The following is a 17,637-nucleotide window of genomic DNA, read 5'->3' on the forward strand; positions in this document are numbered from 1 at the left end:
ACGCAGTAGCCCCCTGGAGCAGACTCCGGGTGGTGGGGCGTCAGGTTGGCTCCACCCCATGTTCAGCGCCACGCAGCGATGCGTGGCGTTTTTTTTCACGGGCGGCTCAGCGCACCCACGTCTCCAGCCCGCGCGCGATGCGGCGCACCGCTTCTTCCAGTCGCGGCACTTCCTGCGTATAGGCCAGCCGCACATGCTCGTTGGCGCGGTGGTGGCCGAAGTCCAGGCCCGGCGTGAACGCGACATGCTCGGTTTCCAGGAAATGTGCGCAGAACGCCTGCGCATCATCGGTGAACGCACTTACGTCGGCGTAGAGGTAGAAGGCGCCCTCCGGCTCGACTTCGATGCGGAAGCCGAGCGCGCGCAGCGCGGGAAGCAGGTAATCGCGACGCTCGCGGAAAGCCGCGCGACGCTGTTCGAAGATCGCGATCGATTCCGGCTCGAAACACGCCAGCGCCGCATGCTGGGCGATGCTCGAGGCGCTGATATACAGATTCTGCGCGAGCTTCTCCAGCTCCCGCACCGCCTGCGGCGGCGCGACCAGCCAGCCCAGGCGCCAGCCGGTCATCCCGTAGTACTTCGAGAAACTGTTGAGGACAAACGCTTCATCATCGACCTGCAGCACGCTGGCAGCGTCCATGCCGTAGGTGAGGCCGTGGTAGATCTCATCCACCACCAGATGCCCACCGCGTGCCTTCAGCGACTGCGACAGCGCCGCGAGCTGCGCCGCCGAGAGCACGGTGCCGGTCGGATTGGCCGGGGAGGCGACCAGCGCACCCACGCTGTCCGGGTTCCACTGCCGTGCCACCAGCTCCGGCGTCAGCTGGTAGGCCGTCTCCGGCCCGACCGGCACCAGCTGCGCGGCGCCTTCCACCAACCGCAGGAAGTGCCGGTTGCACGGGTAGCCGGGATCGGCCAGCAACCAGTGCTTGCCTGGATCGACCAGCAGACTGCTGGCCAGCAACAGTGCGCCCGAGCCACCCGGTGTGACCAGGATCCGTTCCGGATCGATCTGTACCTGGTAGCGGTCCTGGTAGAAGCCGGCAATGGCCTCGCGCAGCGCGGGCAGGCCGCGGGCGGCGGTGTAGCGGGTGTGGCCGGCTGCGAGCGCGGCCTGGCCGGCGCGCACGATCGGCGCGGCGGTGGTGAAGTCGGGCTCGCCGATCTCCAGATGGATCACATCGTGACCGGCCTGCTCCAGCGCCTGCGCGCGGGCCAGCAGCGACATCACGTGGAAGGGTTCGATTTCCTGGCTGCGGCGGCTGTAGCCGGTGCCGGTCGGGGGCGTGCGGGAAGTGTCCATGGCCTGATGATAGGCGCAGTGACCAACGACAGGCTTGCTGCTGGCCCACCCGCCAGCACAGACTGCAGGGACACGGACGCCATTGCATTCCCCCGCCAGGAGCCTTATCTCGTGAAACCCGCCCTTTGTTTACTGGTTGCCAGCCTCATGACCTCCAACGTGCACGCCGCCCCCGCGCTGACCCCGCCCGACGCCGAGAAGCACCCGCACACGGTGAAGGCTCCCTTTGGCGCGACCCGCAGCGATGATTACTACTGGCTGCGCGACGACAAGCGCGAAGACGCGAAGATGCTGGCCTACCTGAACGCCGAGAATGCCTACACCGATCAGGTCGTGGCCCCGCTCAAGCCGCTGGAAGACACCCTGTACAAGGAGATCGTCGCCCGCATCAAGCAGGACGATGCCAGCGTGCCCTCGCGTGACCGCGGCTACTGGTATTACACCCGCTTCGAAACCGGCAAGGACTACCCGATCCAGGCGCGCCGCAAGGGCAGCATGGACGCGCCGGAAGAGATCCTGCTCGACATCAACACGATGGCCGAGGGCAAGGGCTACTTCAATGTGGGCGATGCCGATGTCAGCCAGGACAACCACCTGCTGGCGTGGGCCGAGGACGATGTCGGCCGACGCCAGTATGTGATCCGCTTCAAGGACCTGCGTACCGGTGAGGTGCTGCCGGACCGCATCGAGAACGTCTCGCCCAACGTGGTCTGGGCCGATGACAACCGCACCCTGTTCTATGTCGAGAACGATCCGGAGACCCTGCTCACCGTGCGCGTCAAAAAGCACGTGCTGGGCACCCCGGCGAGCAGCGATGTGCTCGTCTACGAGGAGAAGGACGACAGCTTCTACATGGGCGTCGGCCGCACCCGCGATGATCGCTTCCTGACCATCGAGCTGCACAGCACGGTGAGCTCGGAAACCCGCTACGCCCCGGCCGCCGACCCGCAGGCGTTCAAGGTGCTGGCGCCGCGTGCGCGTGACGTCGAATACGATGCCGACCACTTCAATGGCCGGTGGGTGATCCGTACCAACGATGCGGACGCCAGGAACTTCAGGATTGTCACCGCGCCCAGCGATGCCACCACGCGCAGCCAGTGGAAGGATTGGGTCGCGCACGATGATGCCGTGCTGATCGAAGGCTTCGAACTGTTCGACGGTTTCACTGCGATTGCCGAGCGCTCCAATGGCCTGGAGCGCGTGCGCCTGCTGTTCCCGGATGGCCGCCAGGATTACGTCAAGGCCGACGAACCGGCCTATTCGATGGGGCTGGCCGCCAACAGCGAGCACGACACCCCGTGGCTGCGGTACGCCTACACCTCGCTGACCACGCCGACCACCACCTACGAGCTCAACACCGTCACCGGTGAACGCCGCCAGCTCAAGCAGCAGCCGGTGATCGGCTACGACGCGTCGAAGTACACGACCGAACGCGTGTGGGTCACCGCCCGCGACGGCGTCAAGGTGCCGGTCTCGCTGGTCTACCGCAACGGCTTCAAGAAGGACGGCACCGGCGCGCTGTACCAGTACGCCTACGGCAGTTACGGCATGTCGATGGACCCGGGCTTCAACCAGACCGTGGTCAGCCTGCTGGATCGTGGCGTGGTGTATGCCATCGCCCACATCCGCGGCGGCCAGGAAATGGGCCGTGCGTGGTATGAGGACGGCAAGCTGCTCAAGAAGCAGAACACCTTCAACGATTTCGTCGATGTCACCCGCGAACTGGTCCGCCTCGGCTATGCCGCCAAGGATCGCGTTGCCGCCTCCGGTGGCAGCGCCGGTGGCCTGCTGATGGGCGCGGTGGCCAACCAGGCCCCGCAGGACTACCGCGTGATGGTCGCCCAGGTGCCGTTCGTCGATGTGGTCACCACCATGCTCGACGCCAGCATCCCGCTGACCACCAACGAGTACGACGAGTGGGGCAACCCGGAGCAGCGCGAGTATTACGACTACATGCTCAAGTACTCGCCCTACGACAACGTCAGCAAGCAGGCGTACCCGGCCCTGTTCGTCGGCACCGGCCTGTGGGATTCGCAGGTGCAGTACTGGGAGCCGGCCAAGTGGGTGGCCAAGCTGCGCGATGACAACACCGGCCACTTCCCGATCGTCTTCCGCACCAACATGGAAGCCGGCCACGGTGGCAAGTCCGGCCGCTTCCAGCGTTACCACGAGCTGGCCGAGTCGTACGCATTCGTGCTGGATCAGCTGGGCGTGACCCAGACGCCGTAATGGCAGCCGCTGGCCGCCGGGAGACGACCATCGCCGCTCCCCGGCCAGGGATCATCAACCGCTCCGGTAGTGCCGTCCGCTGGCCGGCACTACCAGGGTGGCTCCAAGGGCGTAATTTCTGCGCTGCCTGTTCATCCAGCCGGCACCCAAGCGCCCAAACACCGCGGCTATACTCGGGGGATGAAGACATCCCCCCGTACCCTCATCTCCCTGACGCTGGCCGCCTCGGCGCTGCTGGTGCTGTCGGCCTGTGGCAACAAGGGCCCGCTGGTCCTGCCGCAGAAGCCGGTCCCGGTCGAAGAACAGCTGGTTGAACCGGCTGCCGACGCCACGCCGCCGGCCGCCGATGCCGATACCGATTCCCCGGTGGTTCCCGATCCCGTTGATGCCCCGGCGCTGAAGGCCAATGACGGGAATGAGTAAGTCGAACACCTCCGCGGTGCTGCGCTTCACCAAGATGCATGGTGCCGGCAACGATTTCGTGGTGTTGGACCTGCGTGATGGCAGCGCACCACCGGATGCCGCGCTGGCGGCCCGTCTGGCCGATCGCCATACCGGCGTGGGCTGCGACCAGATCCTGACCATCGAGCCGCCCAAAGCCGAGGGCTCGGTCGCTTCGTATCGGATCTGGAACGCCGACGGCAGCACGTCCGAGCAATGCGGCAACGGCGCGCGCTGCGTCGCCGCCTGGCTGGTGCGTGATGGCGCCGCCACTGGCAGCACCTTCGCGATCGACAGTCCGGTCACCACCCACGCGGTCGAACGCCTCGGCGAAGACCAGTACGCGGTGGCCATGGGCGTGCCGCGTTTCGAGCCGGAGAACGTACCGCTGATCGGCTTCGCCCGCGCCCGTGAGGAATACCTGTTGCCGTTGCAGGGCGACACGGTGCGCTTCGGCGCGGTGTCGATGGGCAACCCGCACGCGGTGATCGAAGTGGGTCTGGTCGATGCCGCCCCGGTCGAGCGCCTGGGCCCGTTGCTGCAGCAGCACGCCTCGTTCCCGAAATCGGTCAATGTCGGTTTCGTGCAGGTGCTCGGCCCGCAGCACGCGCGCCTGCGCGTGTACGAGCGCGGCGCCGGTGAAACCCTGGCCTGCGGCAGTGGTGCCTGCGCCGCGGCCGTGGTGATGATGCAGCGCGGTCGCCTGCAGCGCGATGCCACCATGTCGCTGCCTGGCGGCGACCTGCGCATCCGCTGGCCGTCCGACGATGCACAGATCGTGATGTCCGGACCCGCAGCCTTCGTCTTTGATGGGGAGTGGAACGCATGAGCGAGACCGCCGAGAAAATCGGATCGCATGAAGTAGCCGCCTGGCTGCGTCGGCATCCGACCTTCCTGAAGCAGTTCCCGGACCTGGCCCTGACCCTGGTGGTGCCGCGCGATGACGGCCCCACGGCGTCGCTGGCCAGCTACCAGCTGGACGTGCTGCGCGACAAGAATCGTGAACTGTCGCGACGGCTGGCCGATCTGGCCGCCAATGCGCAGATCAACGAGCGCTTGGCCGTGCGCACGCACCAACTGACCCTGGCACTGATGAAGCAGGACTCGGCGGCGGACACCCTGCGGGCGATGGCCGCCTCGCTGGAAGAAGATTTTGCCGGCGATCTGGTGCGGCTGATCGTGCTGCATCCGGTAGCGGGACTGGAACAGGCACCGTGGCTGCAGGTGATCGAGGAGAGCAGCCCGCTGCTCGGCGTATTCCGCGATTGCCTCAAGGATGGCGAGCCGATCTGCGGCCGCCTGCAGGCGGAGAAAAACACCGTGCTGTACGCCGGGCGGGCCGAGGAAGTGCAGTCCAGCGCACTGCTGCCGCTGCCGGGTGTCGGCCTGATCGCGGTCGGCAGCCACGACGGCAATCGGTTCTACCCGGGCATGGGCACGCTGTTCCTGCGCATGATGGGCGAATCGCTGGTTGTCGCGCTGCAGCGCTTCGCCTCGCCCTGACGTTCCTTCGAAGGGAGTCGCCGTGAGTATCGCGCAGGACTTCCTGTCGCACCTGCAGGTGGAGCGCCGCATGTCGGCGCACACGCTGGATGCCTACCGTCGCGACCTGGACGCACTCGCGGCGTGGGCTGAGGGGCAGGGTGCGGTGATCGACACGCTCGACAGTGCGCAGCTGCGCCAGTTCATTGCTGCCGAACACCGCCGTGGGCTGTCGCCTACGTCGCTGCAGCGCCGGCTCTCGGCCTGCCGCAGTTTCTATGCCTGGTTGCTCAAGCACCATCGCATCGAGGCCAATCCCGCGACGGGCCTGAAAGCACCCAAGGCACCACGCAAACTACCGCAGGTGCTCGACGCCGATGAAGCCGTGCAACTGGTGGAACTGCCCACCGATGCACCGCTCGGTCTGCGCGATCGCGCGCTGCTGGAGCTGTTCTATTCCTCCGGGCTGCGCCTGAGTGAGCTGTGTGCGCTGATCTGGCGCGACCTGGATTTCGACACCGGTCTGGTCAACGTACTGGGCAAGGGCAACCGGGAGCGACGCGTGCCGTTCGGTTCGCATGCGCGCACTGCGCTGCAGGGCTGGCGGGCCGAAAGCGGCGGCGCGGCGACCGCGCCGGTGTTCCCAGGGCGCAAGGGTGGCCCGATCACCCAGCGCGCCGTACAGATCCGTATCCGCCAGCTGGCCCAGCGCCAGGGTCTGTTCAAGCACGTGCATCCGCACATGCTGCGGCACAGCTTCGCCAGCCACATCCTGGAATCCTCCGGCGATCTGCGCGGTGTGCAGGAGCTGCTGGGCCATGCCGATATCGCCACCACGCAGATCTACACCCATCTGGATTTCCAGCACCTGGCCAAGGTCTACGACGCCGCGCACCCGCGTGCCAAGCGGCGCAAGAGCGGCAACGAAACCTGAATCGATCCGCTGCGGCATCCGGGCGCAGGGCAGCGCGGGTTGAAGCGTCGGGCATAGACCCCACCTCAGTCTTTGTCACCCCGGAGGCTCCATGGACCCCAGTCAGAACCCCAACGTATTTCATGCCACCACCATCATCTCGGTGCGGCGCAACGGACATGTCGCCGTCGCTGGCGATGGCCAGGTCACGCTCGGCCACACGGTGATGAAGGGCAACGCCCGCAAGGTTCGCCGTCTGGGTCGCGAGGGCCAGGTGCTGGCCGGTTTCGCCGGTGCCGCCGCCGATGCCTTCACCCTGTTCGAGCTGTTCGAAGCCAAGCTGGAAAAGCACGGCCAGCTGCAGCGTGCTGCAGTGGAACTGGCCAAGGATTGGCGCACCGAGCGCCGCCTGGGCAAGCTCGAAGCGCTGCTCGCCGTCGCCGACAAGGACACCTCGCTGATCATCAGCGGCACCGGTGATGTGATCGAACCGGAAGACGGCATCATCGCGATCGGTTCCGGTGGTTCCTACGCCTTGTCGGCCGCCCGCGCGCTGATGGCGCACACCGAACTGGACGCCCGCACGATCGCGACCGAGTCGATCAACATCGCCGGCGACATCTGCATCTACACCAACCGCAACGTGGTGGTCGAGGAGCTTTGACCCGTAGGGTCAACGCTCGGTAGCGCCACGCCATGCGTGGCTGTGGTATCCGGCCAGCCACGCATGGCGTGGCTCTACATCAGCGTTACGTCCACCCCATATCCTCGTGAGCACACCCATGCCGCACAAGATTGAAGTTTCGTCCGCCACCATGACCCCGCGCGAGATCGTGCAGGAACTGGACCGGCACATCGTCGGCCAGCACGACGCCAAGCGCGCGGTCGCCATCGCGCTGCGCAACCGCTGGCGCCGCATGCAGCTGCCGGCCGAGCTGCGCAACGAAGTCATGCCCAAGAACATCCTGATGATCGGCCCGACCGGCGTCGGCAAGACCGAGATCGCGCGTCGCCTGGCCACGCTGGCCAATGCGCCGTTCGTCAAGGTCGAAGCCACCCGGTTCACCGAGGTCGGCTACGTCGGCAAGGACGTGGAGCAGATCATCCGCGATCTGGCCGATACCGCGGTCAAGCTGTACCGCGAGCAGGCCAAGGTGCGCGTGCGCACGCAGGCCGAAGAGCGCGCTGAAGACCGCATCCTGGATGCGCTGCTGCCGCGCCGCAGTACCGGTATCGGCTTCGATGCCGAGGCCGCGCGCAACGAGCCGTCCGCACAGGACAACGAGACCCGCATCAAGTTCCGCCGCATGCTGCGCAACGGTGAACTGGATGAGCGCGAGATCGAGCTGGAAGTGTCGGCCAATGTCAGCATGGACATCATGACCCCGCCAGGCATGGAGGAAATGGGGCAGCAGCTGCGCCAGATGTTCTCCAGCATGGGCGGTGCGAAGGCACAGAAGCGCACGCTGTCGATCAAGGCTGCGCGTCCGCTGTTGATTGAGGAAGAGGCCGGCAAGCTGGTCAACGAAGACGATATCCGCAGCGCGGCCATCGAAGCCTGTGAGCAGCATGGCATCGTGTTCATCGATGAGATCGACAAGGTCGCCAAGCGCGGTGACAACGTCGGTGGCGGTGATGTGTCGCGCGAAGGCGTGCAGCGCGATCTGCTGCCGCTGGTGGAAGGCTCCAACGTGTCCACCAAGTACGGCACGATCAAGACCGACCACATTCTGTTCATCGCCTCCGGCGCGTTCCACCTGGCCAAGCCCAGCGATCTGATCCCGGAACTCCAGGGTCGTTTCCCGATCCGCGTGGAACTGGGCGCGCTGAGCAAGCAGGACTTCGTGCGCATCCTGACCGAGCCGAAGGCCGCGCTGACCAAACAGTACGAAGCGCTGCTGCAGACCGAAGGTGTCTCGATGAAGTTCACCGTCGATGCGGTGGACCGCCTGGCCGAGATCGCCTTCCAGGTGAACGAGCGTCAGGAGAACATCGGTGCGCGCCGCCTGCACACCGTGCTGGAGCGCCTGCTGGATACATTGAGCTATGAAGCGCCGGACCGCGATGGCGAGACCATCAGCATCGACCAGGCGTACGTCGATGCGCACTTGGGCGAGCTGGTGCAGGATCCGGATTTGAGCCGCTACATCCTGTAACGGCACGCAACGATCGGGTGGTAGGAAGAACGGCGGCACCTTGGTGTCGCCGTTTTTTTTGCTCAGGCGTCGTCGTCGGTCGGCAGGGCGGTCGGCGGCGCGCCCGGGGTGAACACCCCCGGCTGAACGAAGGCGCTGAGGATCGCATCCAGCGTCTGGACGCCATCGCGTTGGATCTCGAACAACTCCGGTTCCAGCATCGCGCTGTAGAACACGCCGGTCAAGCTGGTGTACACGATGCGCGCGACGGTCTCGGCGTCAACGTGGTCATGCAGTTGACCGAGTTCGCGTGCGCGCTCGAAGGCGGCGGTGAAAATGCCCAGCTCCTCGCGTGACGTCTCGCGCTGCAGTTCCTGCATCGCTAGGCTTTCGACGGACAGATCGTTGCGCAGCATGATTTCCATGATGTTGCGCAGGCGCTCATCCTCGGCCAACTCCTGGAACGAGACGATCAGCGCCGAACGAAGATCCACGACCGGCGTCGTGCGCTTGGCCGAGGTGGTGCGCCGCAGCCGCTCGATGAACGGCACGCGCTCGCGGTCGAGCATTGCGGTCAGTACTTCGGTCTTGTTCTTGAAGTGCCAGTACACCGCGCCGCGGGTGAATCCGGCGCGCGCGCCGATCATCGCCAGGCTGGTGCCGGCGACCCCGTATTCATGGAAACAGGCCTCGGCCGCGTCGAGGATGCCCTCGCGGGTGGCCTGCGCCTCTTCTTTGGTTTTTCTGGCCATTGCGCTGTGCAGTTGCTGGATGAAACCGGCCTGAATTGTACTGCTTTACAAACAAACATGCATGTATGTATATTTGCGCCCCACTGATCCTCAGCGAGGACTGCCTGCAGATGCCGGCGGTCCCGTTTCGGATATTTGCCGTCATTTGCTGCCTGTTTGTCGTCATTCTTCGCTGTTACGGGAAGTTGGGCAGCGGGCGCGCCCTTTTCCGTCTGCGAGCCCCACCACCATGTCCAGAACCCCGTACCGTCTTCTCGCGCTGTCCCTTGCGATCGCCCTGACCGTGTCCGCCTGTGGCGGTGGTGAGCAGGAGGGTCCGCAGGGCGGGCCTGGCCAGGTCACCGTCGCCACCCTGAAAGCCGAGCAGGTCGGCTTGACCCGCGAGCTGCCGGGTCGCACCAATGCGTTCCTGGTCGCCGAAGTGCGCCCGCAGGTCAACGGCATCGTGGCCAAGCGCCTGTTCACCGAAGGCGGTCTGGTGACCGCCGGGCAGCCGCTGTATCAGCTCGATGACGCCAGCTACCGCGCCCAGGCCAACAGCGCCCGCGCCCAGCTGGCCCGCGCCGAAGCCACCGCCAATGCCGCACGCCTGAGCGCCAAGCGCATCGGCGAGCTGGCCAAGGTGGAGGCGGTCAGCACCCAGGACAACGAGAACGCGATCGCCGCGCTCAAGCAGGCCGAGGCCGATGTCGGTGCCGCGCGTGCCGCGCTGGACGCCGCCAACGTGACGCTGGGCTATGCGCGCATCACCGCGCCGATCAGCGGCCGCATCGGCAAGTCCTCGGTCACCCAGGGTGCGCTGGTCAGCGCCGGCCAGGCCGAAGCGCTGGCCACGGTGCAGCAGTTGAATCCGATCTATGTCGATCTGACCCAGTCCGCCAGCGAGCTGCTGCAGCTGCGCCGCGAACTGGCCAGCGGCCGTTTGCAGGACAACCAGACCCTGCCGGTGACGATCCTGCTCGACGACGGCACCGAGTTCGACCACAAGGGCACGCTGGAATTCTCCGAAGTCAGCGTCGATCCGACCACCGGCAGCTACGCGCTGCGGGTCAAGGTCGAAAACCCGGACCAGGTGCTGATGCCCGGCATGTACGTGCGTGCCCAGGTGGGCAGCGGCGTGCGCGAGAACGCGATCCTGGTGCCGATGCAGGGCATTGCCCGCGATCCCAAGGGCGATACCAGCGCCATGGTGGTCGGCAAGGACGACAAGGTCGAAGTGCGGCAGGTCAAGGTCAGCCGTTCGCTCGGCGACAAGTGGCTGGTGGAAGACGGGCTGAAGGCCGGTGACAAGGTCATCGTCGAAGGCCTGCAGAAGATCCAGCCGGGCATGCCCGTGCAGGCCACCGAAATGGGCACGGCCCCGGCCAAGCCGGCCGCCGCGCCGGCGGCTCCCGCCGCCCAGCAGTAACCGGAGAATTCCATGGCACGTTTCTTCATTGATCGCCCCATCTTCGCGTGGGTGATTGCGATCATCATCATGCTCGCTGGTGGCCTGGCGGTGCTCAAGCTGCCGGTGTCGATGTACCCGGAAGTGGCACCGCCGGCCGTCGAGATCAGCGCCAGTTACCCGGGTGCCTCGGCCAAGGTGGTCGAGGACTCGGTGACGCAGATCATCGAGCAGAACATGAAGGGCCTGGATGGCCTGATCTACTTCTCGTCCAACAGCTCGGCCAACGGCCAGGCGACCATCACCCTCACCTTCGAGAGCGGGACCAACCCGGATATCGCGCAGGTGCAGGTGCAGAACAAGTTGCAGCTGGCCATGCCGCTGCTGCCGCAGGAAGTGCAGCGGCAGGGCATCAACGTCGCGAAGTCGAGCAGTGGCTTCCTGCAGGTGCTCGGCTTCGTCTCTGAAGACGGCAGCATGGACGCCAACGACATCTCCGATTACGTCGGCTCCAACATCGTCGATCCGCTGAGCCGCGTGCCGGGCGTGGGCAACATCCAGGTGTTCGGTGGCAAGTACGCCATGCGTATCTGGCTGGACCCCAACAAGCTGCATACCTACAAGCTGTCCACCGCCGAAGTGATCGCCGCGATCACCGCGCAGAACGCGCAGGTTGCCATCGGCCAGCTCGGCGGCGCGCCATCGATCAAGGGCCAGCAGCTCAACGCGACGATCAATGCGCAGGACCGCCTGCAGACGCCGGAGCAGTTCCGCAACATCATCGTGCGCAGCGCGCAGGATGGTGCCGAGCTGCGTCTGTCGGATGTGGCCCGCGTGGAGCTGGGCGCAGAGTCGTACGACTTCGTGACCCGCTACAACGGCAAGCCGTCGTCGGGTATCGCGATCACCCTGGCCACCGGCGCCAATGCGCTGGACACCGCCAATGGTGTGCGTGCGGCGCTGGATGAGATGGCACCGAACTTCCCGGCCGGCCTGAAGGCGGTGGTGCCGTATGACACCACGCCGTTCGTGCAGGTCTCGATCAAGGGCGTCATCAAGACCCTGATCGAAGCCATCGTGCTGGTGTTCCTGGTGATGTACCTGTTCCTGCAGAACTTCCGTGCAACGCTGATCCCGACGATCGCGGTGCCGGTGGTGCTGCTGGGCACGTTCGGCATCCTGGCCGCGCTGGGCTTCTCGGTGAACATGCTGACCATGTTCGCGATGGTGCTGGCGATCGGCCTGTTGGTCGATGACGCGATCGTGGTGGTGGAGAACGTCGAGCGGATCATGTCCGAGGAAGGACTCTCGCCGCTGGAAGCCACGCGCAAATCGATGAGCCAGATCACCGGCGCGCTGGTCGGCATCGGCCTGGTGCTGTCGGCGGTGTTCGTGCCGATGGCCTTCATGAGCGGGGCCACCGGCGTCATCTACCGCCAGTTCTCGGCCACGATCGTCTCGGCGATGGCGCTGTCGGTGCTGGTCGCGATCGTACTGACCCCGGCGCTGTGCGCCACGATGCTCAAGCCGCTCAAGAAGGGCGAGCACCACGTGGCCCACAAGGGCTGGTCGGGGCGTTTCTTCAACGCGTTCAACCGGGGTTTCGACCGTTCCAGCAATGGCTATCAGCGTGGCGTGCGCGGCATTCTTGGCCGTCCGTGGCGCTTCATGGGCGTGTTCGCTGCGCTCGCGCTGGTGATGGGCCTGCTGTTCATGCGCCTGCCCAGTTCGTTCCTGCCCAATGAAGACCAGGGCATCCTGATGGCGCTGGTGCAGACCCCGGTCGGCGCCACCCAGGAACGCACCCTGGAATCGATCGACAAGCTTGAAAAGCACTTCATGGAGAACGAGGCCGACGCGATCGAGTCGATCTTCTCGGTGCAGGGCTTCAGCTTCGCCGGCATGGGCCAGAACGCGGGCATGGCCTTCGTCAAGCTCAAGGACTGGAAGGACCGTGATGCCGATCAGGGTGCGATGCCGGTGACCGGTCGCGCGATGGCGGCGCTGGGCGGGATCAAGGATGCCTTCATCTTCGCCTTCCCGCCGCCGGCGATGCCGGAACTGGGTATCGGCTCGGGGTACACCTTCTTCCTGAAGGACACCAGCGGTGCTGGTCACCAGGCGCTGCTGGACGCACGCAACCAGCTGCTCGGCATGGCCGGGCAGAGCAAGCTGCTGGCCAACGTGCGCCCGAACGGGCAGGAAGACACGCCGCAGCTGCGCATCGATATCGACGTCGGCAAGGCGAGTGCGCTGGGCCTGTCACTGGAATCGGTCAACACCACGCTCGCCGCGGCCTGGGGCAGCAGCTACATCGATGACTTCATCGACCGTGGCCGGGTCAAGCGCGTGTACGTGCAGTCCGATGCGCCGTTCCGCATGAACCCGGAAGACTTCAACCTGTGGTCGGTCAAGAACGCGGCCGGTGAGATGGTGCCGTTCTCGGCCTTCGCCAGCCAGCGTTGGGATTACGGTTCGCCGCGCCTGGAGCGCTACAACGGCGTGTCCGCGATGGAAATCCAGGGCGAGCCGGCCCCGGGCGTGGCCTCCGGCGATGCGATGAACGAAGTGGAGAAACTCGCCAAGCAGTTGCCGGCCGGTTTCGACATCGAGTGGACCGCGCTGTCCTACCAGGAGCGCCAGGCCGGTTCGCAGACGCCGTTGCTGTACACGCTGTCGCTGCTGATCGTGTTCCTGTGCCTGGCGGCACTGTATGAAAGCTGGAGCGTGCCGACCTCGGTGCTGCTGGTGGCACCGTTGGGCATCCTCGGTGCGGTGCTGGCCAACACCATGCGTGGCATGGAGCGCGACATCTACTTCCAGGTGGCGATGCTGACCACGGTCGGTTTGACCAGTAAAAACGCGATCCTGATCGTGGAGTTCGCCAAGGAAAACCTGGAGAAGGGCGCCGGCCTGATCGAGGCGACGATGCACGCTGTGCGTGACCGTCTGCGTCCGATCATCATGACCTCGCTGGCCTTCGGCCTGGGCGTGCTGCCGCTGGCGATCGCCTCTGGTGCCGGTTCCGGTGCACAGCAGGCCATCGGTACCGGCGTGCTCGGCGGCATGCTGGTCGGCACGGTGCTGGGTGTGTTCTTCATCCCGCTGTTCTTCGTGGTGGTGCAGCGCGTGTTCAATCGCAAGAAGTACGGCAAGAACGCCGGAGGTTCCGATGCGTAAGCCCATGATGGCCAGCCTGGCGCTGGCCGTGAGCCTGGTGCTGTCTGGCTGCTCGACGCTGGAGCCGCGCAGCACCGAAGTCGCCCCGGCGATTCCCTCGCAGTGGCCGGTGGCGGCCACCTCAGGCGCGCAGGGCGCTGCACCGGCGGATGTCGCCGACATCGGCTGGCGCGATTTCTTCGTCGACCCGCGCCTGCAGGCGGTGATCACCCAGTCGCTGGAGAACAACCGCGACCTGCGCGTGGCCGTGCTCAATGTCGAGCGTGCCCGCGCGCAGTACCGGATCCAGCGTGCTGATCGGGTGCCGGCGGTCGGCGTGCAGGGGCAGATGACCCGCAGTGGCGGCGATGCCCCGGTGACCGAGCAGTTCAGTGCCAACCTCGGTGTGCTCGAGTTCGAGCTGGATCTGTTCGGCCGCGTGCGCAATCTCAGCCAGGCGGCCCTGCAGCAGTACTTCGCCGAAGCGGCCAATCGCCGCAGTGCGCAGCTGTCGCTGGTGGCCGAGGTGGCCAACGCGTGGCTGACCCTCGGCGCGGACAGCGAGCAGCTGCGGATCGCCCAGGCGACACTGGCGACCTATGAGGATTCGCTGCGCCTGACCGAGGCCCGCCGCCAGCTCGGTGGCGCCTCCGCGCTGGAACTGAGCCAGACCCGCACCCTGGTGGAAACCGCGCGTACGGATGTGGCGCGCTTCGCCGGGCAGGTCGCGCAGGATCGCAATGCGCTGGTGCTGTTGGCCGGTGGACCGATCGATGCGTCACTGTTGCCGCAGGCCGAGGTGACCGATGTCGCCAGCGTTCGGCCGCTCCCGGCCGGCGTACCGGGCGATGTACTGCTGCGGCGGCCGGACGTGATGGCCGCCGAGCACGTGCTGCTCTCGGCCAACGCCAATATCGGTGCCGCGCGCGCAGCATTCTTTCCGTCGATCAGCCTGACCGGCAACATCGGCTCGGCTTCGTCGGAGCTGTCGGGTCTGTTTGACAGTGGCACGCGCGTGTGGAGTTTCATTCCCAAGCTCAACCTGCCGATCTTCCAGGGCGGCAAGCTGCGCGCCAATCTGGGCATGGCCACCGCAGATCGCGACATCGCGCTGGCGCAGTACGAGAAGGCGATCCAGTCCGGTTTCCGCGAGGCGGCCGACGCGCTGGCGCTCAACGAGAGCCTGGACGCGCAGTTGGCTTCGCAGCAGGCGCTGGTGGCAGCGGCCGAGCAGGCGCAGCGGTTGTCGCAGGCCCGCTACGACGCCGGGCTGGACAGCTTCCTGACCCTGCTGGATGCGCGACGCACGGCGTACACCGCACGGCAGTCGCTGGTCAGCACGCAGCTGGCCCAGCAGTCCAATCAGGTGGCCTTGTACAAGGTGCTCGGCGGCGGTTGGCACGAGCGCGGGTGAGGCATCACAGGTGCGGCCACGTGGCCGCACCTGTGCAGGTCATTGCGCGGGGTCGCCGTCTTGGCGACACGACGTGTGAGGCTGTGCGGTTTCATCAGGCACGACCGGCAGGGGCCGGGGTGCCTGCATCATGGACAGAGCGCCGAGCAGGCGCTGTCCAGCGGGTGCGCGTCAGGCGCGTGCGTGCAGCCGCGGGCGCGATGCCTGGTCCTGGCGACCGGCGAGGTAAACGTGTTCCCAGCACTGGTCCACGAACTGACGGGCCTGGTCTTCGGACAGGCGCGGCATGATCTGCAGCGCGTAATGGGTCTGGAACATTTCATCGCGCTCCTCATCACTGGCGCGCGGTTGCGTGATCAGTGAATCGCAGGCGAACTTGATCCACGGCACGTAGTGGCCGAATGAGCCCGTCCCGAGGTTGCCGTCGGCATGACGCTGACGCCAGTGACTGACTTCGGCGTCGACATCGATGACGGCAGGGATGGAAATCTGGGCGGAAGACATGGTCACTTCAATATGGGAAGAAGGGAATCTGGATGATGGCGTAGGGCGCGGTGCAAGCGGTGTCATGGCGATGTGGAGCCAGTGTGGCGAGATTCGCCACGCGTCTCGCCCAGCAGTTGGGCGTGATGGACGACGCCGAGCCGTTCGGCCAACGTCGCCAGCCGGTTGCAGACCGCAACGCGATGATCGGGATGGGACCGCGTCAACTCATCCTGGATGGCCTGGTAGGCATCCCAGAAAGGCGCGGCGTTATGGTGGCGTGCGTAGTGCACCTGCAGTCTTTCCCACGCGTCCATCAACGCAGGTTCGACAGAGGAGGTGCGGCGGGTTTGGGCATGCATGACGTCTCCTCGACGATGGTGCCCCCTGTGCAACCACCTTAAGACGTTCATGCAGCGCGGTTGTTAGTACCGCGTGTTCGCGCCATTCGGCGCGGGTGGACAAGGCGTGACGCCGGAGCGGGCAAAGACCCGCCGCACAGGGCGTTCAGGCCAGCGCCGCTCGCTGAAGCATTCAGAACGCTGTCGTGCCCGCGCAGGTCGTCCTGCGATCGCGCGGGCAACCGGCGCGGGAATCCGCGCGGAATCGTCGGCCGTTACTCGCCGATGTCTTCGTTCCAGACCTCGGGATGGGCACTGATGAAGCCGCCCAGCAGATCGATGCATGCCTGGCTCTGCATGTCGATCACCTTGACGCCGTTCTCGCGCAGCCATTCGATGCCCCCCTGGAAGGTGACCGACTCGCCCACCACCACCGTGCCGATGTTGAACTGGCGTACCAGCCCGCTGCAGTACCAGCAGGGGGCCAGGGTAGTCACCATGATGGTGTCCTGGTAGCGGCGCTGGCGGCCGGCCTTGCGGAAGGCATCGGTCTCGCCGTGCACGGACGGATCGCCTTCCTGCACGCGGCGGTTGTGGCCGCAGCCGAGCAGGCGGCCATCGTTGTGGTACAGCGCGGCGCCGATCGGGATGCCGCCCTCGGCCAGGCCCTGGCGGGCTTCGGCGATGGCAGTTTCGAGCAGGGCGGCGTAGTCGGGGGTGGTGATCATGCGCAATCCAGGGACGTGAAGGCCTTCATGATAGTGGCAGCCTGCCGCAACGGCGCCGGCGGTGCGATAATCGTCCCATGAGCGAATCCCCCTACAAGACTGGCACCACCCATTTCGGCTTCCGCGATGTCGCTGCGAAGGACAAGCAGAAGCTGGTGGGCGAAGTGTTCACCTCGGTCGCGCGCAGCTACGACCTGATGAACGATCTCATGAGCCTGGGCATCCACCGGGCGTGGAAGCGCTACTACGTAGCCACCGCGCAGGTGAAGCCGGGCGACCGCGTGCTGGATCTGGCCGGCGGCACCGGCGACATCGCCGCGCTGATCAAGGAGCGGGTGGGTGACGAGGGTGAAGTGGTGCTGGGCGACATCAACGCCGGCATGCTCTCGGTCGGCCGTGATCGTCTCACCAACCGCGGCCTGGTCGCGGGCCTGAATTACGTGCAGTGCAACGCCGAGGCGCTGCCGTTCCCCGACGCGAGCTTTGATCTGGTCACGATCGCCTTCGGCCTGCGCAACGTCACCGACAAGGAAGCCGGCCTGCGCGAGATGCACCGCGTCCTCAAAGTGGGCGGGCAGGCGCGGGTGCTGGAGTTCTCCGAGGTCACCGCCGACTGGTTCAAGCCGATCTACGATTTCCACTCGTTCAAGATCCTGCCCAAGCTGGGTCAGCTGTTCGCACGCGATGGCGACAGCTACCAGTACCTGGCCGAGAGCATCCGCAAGCATCCGCCGCAGGAGCAGCTCAAGACCATGATGGCCGAGGCCGGCTTCGAGCGGTGCCACTACAAGAACCTGACCGGCGGCATCGTCTCGATCCACTCCGGCTACAAGCTCTGAGTGAGCGGCCCGGGGTCTGCGGGGACTCGGG

16 protein-coding genes are annotated in these 17,637 nt (G+C 65.9%); 11 read left to right on the forward strand and 5 right to left on the reverse strand.

Features of this window, described 5'->3' with window-relative positions:
• Window positions 1-106 precede the first annotated feature (106 nt).
• Entirely contained in the window at window positions 107-1,303 is a 1,197-nt protein-coding gene (locus tag ABE464_RS06855) for a pyridoxal phosphate-dependent aminotransferase (protein WP_346471320.1), read from the reverse strand.
• A gap of 111 nt (window positions 1,304-1,414) precedes the next feature.
• Between ABE464_RS06855 and ABE464_RS06860 the strand changes: the two genes are divergently transcribed.
• From ABE464_RS06860 to hslU, 7 genes are all read left to right on the forward strand, one after another.
• Window positions 1,415-3,532: a S9 family peptidase gene (locus tag ABE464_RS06860; protein WP_346471321.1), complete on the forward strand. Its 2,118-nt coding sequence runs from the start codon at window positions 1,415-1,417 to the stop codon at window positions 3,530-3,532.
• A gap of 180 nt (window positions 3,533-3,712) precedes the next feature.
• The gene (locus ABE464_RS06865) at window positions 3,713-3,955 is read left to right on the forward strand and encodes a lipoprotein (protein WP_346471322.1); all 243 of its coding nucleotides are present in this window, start codon (window positions 3,713-3,715) and stop codon (window positions 3,953-3,955) included.
• Complete coding sequence (gene dapF / locus ABE464_RS06870; protein WP_346471323.1) at window positions 3,948-4,802, forward strand: diaminopimelate epimerase; 855 nt, start codon at window positions 3,948-3,950, stop codon at window positions 4,800-4,802. Before ABE464_RS06865 ends, dapF begins: the two co-directional genes overlap by 8 nt.
• Window positions 4,799-5,476 carry a DUF484 family protein gene (locus ABE464_RS06875; protein ID WP_259259058.1) on the forward strand — a complete coding sequence of 226 codons (678 nt, stop codon included), beginning with the start codon at window positions 4,799-4,801 and terminating at the stop codon, window positions 5,474-5,476. Before dapF ends, ABE464_RS06875 begins: the two co-directional genes overlap by 4 nt.
• 22 nt (window positions 5,477-5,498) lie before the next feature.
• Entirely contained in the window at window positions 5,499-6,389 is an 891-nt protein-coding gene (xerC, locus tag ABE464_RS06880) for a tyrosine recombinase XerC (RefSeq protein WP_346471324.1), read from the forward strand.
• A gap of 91 nt (window positions 6,390-6,480) precedes the next feature.
• A complete protein-coding gene (gene hslV, locus ABE464_RS06885; protein WP_019183676.1) occupies window positions 6,481-7,032 on the forward strand; it encodes an ATP-dependent protease subunit HslV in 552 nt (183 codons plus the stop codon).
• A 118-nt stretch (window positions 7,033-7,150) separates the two neighbouring features.
• Entirely contained in the window at window positions 7,151-8,524 is a 1,374-nt protein-coding gene (hslU, locus tag ABE464_RS06890) for an ATP-dependent protease ATPase subunit HslU (protein WP_121039962.1), read from the forward strand.
• 62 nt (window positions 8,525-8,586) lie between these two features.
• On the opposite strand, the gene ABE464_RS06895 is transcribed toward hslU, so the two are convergent.
• Window positions 8,587-9,255, reverse strand: a complete 669-nt coding sequence (locus tag ABE464_RS06895) for a TetR family transcriptional regulator (RefSeq protein ID WP_346471325.1) — start codon at window positions 9,253-9,255, stop codon at window positions 8,587-8,589.
• A gap of 229 nt (window positions 9,256-9,484) precedes the next feature.
• Between ABE464_RS06895 and smeD the strand changes: the two genes are divergently transcribed.
• From smeD to ABE464_RS06910, 3 genes are read left to right on the forward strand one after another with little or no spacing between them, the layout of a single operon-like run.
• Window positions 9,485-10,663: a multidrug efflux RND transporter periplasmic adaptor subunit SmeD gene (smeD, locus tag ABE464_RS06900; RefSeq protein ID WP_346471326.1), complete on the forward strand. Its 1,179-nt coding sequence runs from the start codon at window positions 9,485-9,487 to the stop codon at window positions 10,661-10,663.
• 12 nt (window positions 10,664-10,675) lie between these two features.
• A complete protein-coding gene (smeE, locus tag ABE464_RS06905) occupies window positions 10,676-13,822 on the forward strand; it encodes a multidrug efflux RND transporter permease subunit SmeE (RefSeq protein ID WP_346471327.1) in 3,147 nt (1,048 codons plus the stop codon).
• Window positions 13,815-15,215, forward strand: a complete 1,401-nt coding sequence (locus ABE464_RS06910) for an efflux transporter outer membrane subunit (RefSeq protein ID WP_346471328.1) — start codon at window positions 13,815-13,817, stop codon at window positions 15,213-15,215. Before smeE ends, ABE464_RS06910 begins: the two co-directional genes overlap by 8 nt.
• 171 nt (window positions 15,216-15,386) lie before the next feature.
• Here the strand turns inward: ABE464_RS06910 and ABE464_RS06915 are convergent, their stop codons facing one another.
• From ABE464_RS06915 to ABE464_RS06925, 3 genes are all read right to left on the reverse strand, one after another.
• Window positions 15,387-15,719, reverse strand: coding sequence for a hypothetical protein (locus ABE464_RS06915; RefSeq protein WP_123730151.1), 333 nt, complete (start codon window positions 15,717-15,719; stop codon window positions 15,387-15,389).
• Window positions 15,720-15,781: 62 nt separating this feature from the next.
• The gene (locus ABE464_RS06920; protein ID WP_346471329.1) at window positions 15,782-16,060 is read right to left on the reverse strand and encodes a hypothetical protein; all 279 of its coding nucleotides are present in this window, start codon (window positions 16,058-16,060) and stop codon (window positions 15,782-15,784) included.
• A 254-nt stretch (window positions 16,061-16,314) separates the two neighbouring features.
• On the reverse strand, window positions 16,315-16,767 hold the full coding sequence (locus tag ABE464_RS06925; protein ID WP_019186053.1) for a nucleoside deaminase: 453 nt from the start codon (window positions 16,765-16,767) through the stop codon (window positions 16,315-16,317).
• 77 nt (window positions 16,768-16,844) lie between these two features.
• Here ABE464_RS06925 and ubiE point away from each other — a divergent pair, with 77 nt between their 5' ends.
• Complete coding sequence (gene ubiE / locus ABE464_RS06930) at window positions 16,845-17,606, forward strand: bifunctional demethylmenaquinone methyltransferase/2-methoxy-6-polyprenyl-1,4-benzoquinol methylase UbiE (protein WP_070471930.1); 762 nt, start codon at window positions 16,845-16,847, stop codon at window positions 17,604-17,606.
• Window positions 17,607-17,637: the final 31 nt, after the last annotated feature.

It is taken from the genome of Stenotrophomonas sp. TWI587, assembly GCF_039674145.1.
In the GTDB taxonomy this organism is placed as follows: domain Bacteria; phylum Pseudomonadota; class Gammaproteobacteria; order Xanthomonadales; family Xanthomonadaceae; genus Stenotrophomonas; species Stenotrophomonas maltophilia_AY.

What these genes read in the sequence shown, in the direction of transcription:
- ABE464_RS06855 (WP_346471320.1), bottom strand. Translation starts at nt 1,303, where the DNA reads ATGGACACTTCCCGCACGCCCCCGACCGGCACCGGCTACAGCCGCCGC.
- ABE464_RS06865 (WP_346471322.1), top strand. Translation starts at nt 3,713, where the DNA reads ATGAAGACATCCCCCCGTACCCTCATCTCCCTGACGCTGGCCGCCTCG.
- dapF (WP_346471323.1), top strand. Translation starts at nt 3,948, where the DNA reads ATGAGTAAGTCGAACACCTCCGCGGTGCTGCGCTTCACCAAGATGCAT.
- ABE464_RS06875 (WP_259259058.1), top strand. Translation starts at nt 4,799, where the DNA reads ATGAGCGAGACCGCCGAGAAAATCGGATCGCATGAAGTAGCCGCCTGG.
- hslV (WP_019183676.1), top strand. Translation starts at nt 6,481, where the DNA reads ATGGACCCCAGTCAGAACCCCAACGTATTTCATGCCACCACCATCATC.
- hslU (WP_121039962.1), top strand. Translation starts at nt 7,151, where the DNA reads ATGCCGCACAAGATTGAAGTTTCGTCCGCCACCATGACCCCGCGCGAG.
- ABE464_RS06895 (WP_346471325.1), bottom strand. Translation starts at nt 9,255, where the DNA reads ATGGCCAGAAAAACCAAAGAAGAGGCGCAGGCCACCCGCGAGGGCATC.
- smeD (WP_346471326.1), top strand. Translation starts at nt 9,485, where the DNA reads ATGTCCAGAACCCCGTACCGTCTTCTCGCGCTGTCCCTTGCGATCGCC.
- smeE (WP_346471327.1), top strand. Translation starts at nt 10,676, where the DNA reads ATGGCACGTTTCTTCATTGATCGCCCCATCTTCGCGTGGGTGATTGCG.
- ABE464_RS06910 (WP_346471328.1), top strand. Translation starts at nt 13,815, where the DNA reads ATGCGTAAGCCCATGATGGCCAGCCTGGCGCTGGCCGTGAGCCTGGTG.
- ABE464_RS06915 (WP_123730151.1), bottom strand. Translation starts at nt 15,719, where the DNA reads ATGTCTTCCGCCCAGATTTCCATCCCTGCCGTCATCGATGTCGACGCC.
- ABE464_RS06920 (WP_346471329.1), bottom strand. Translation starts at nt 16,060, where the DNA reads ATGCATGCCCAAACCCGCCGCACCTCCTCTGTCGAACCTGCGTTGATG.
- ABE464_RS06925 (WP_019186053.1), bottom strand. Translation starts at nt 16,767, where the DNA reads ATGATCACCACCCCCGACTACGCCGCCCTGCTCGAAACTGCCATCGCC.
- ubiE (WP_070471930.1), top strand. Translation starts at nt 16,845, where the DNA reads ATGAGCGAATCCCCCTACAAGACTGGCACCACCCATTTCGGCTTCCGC.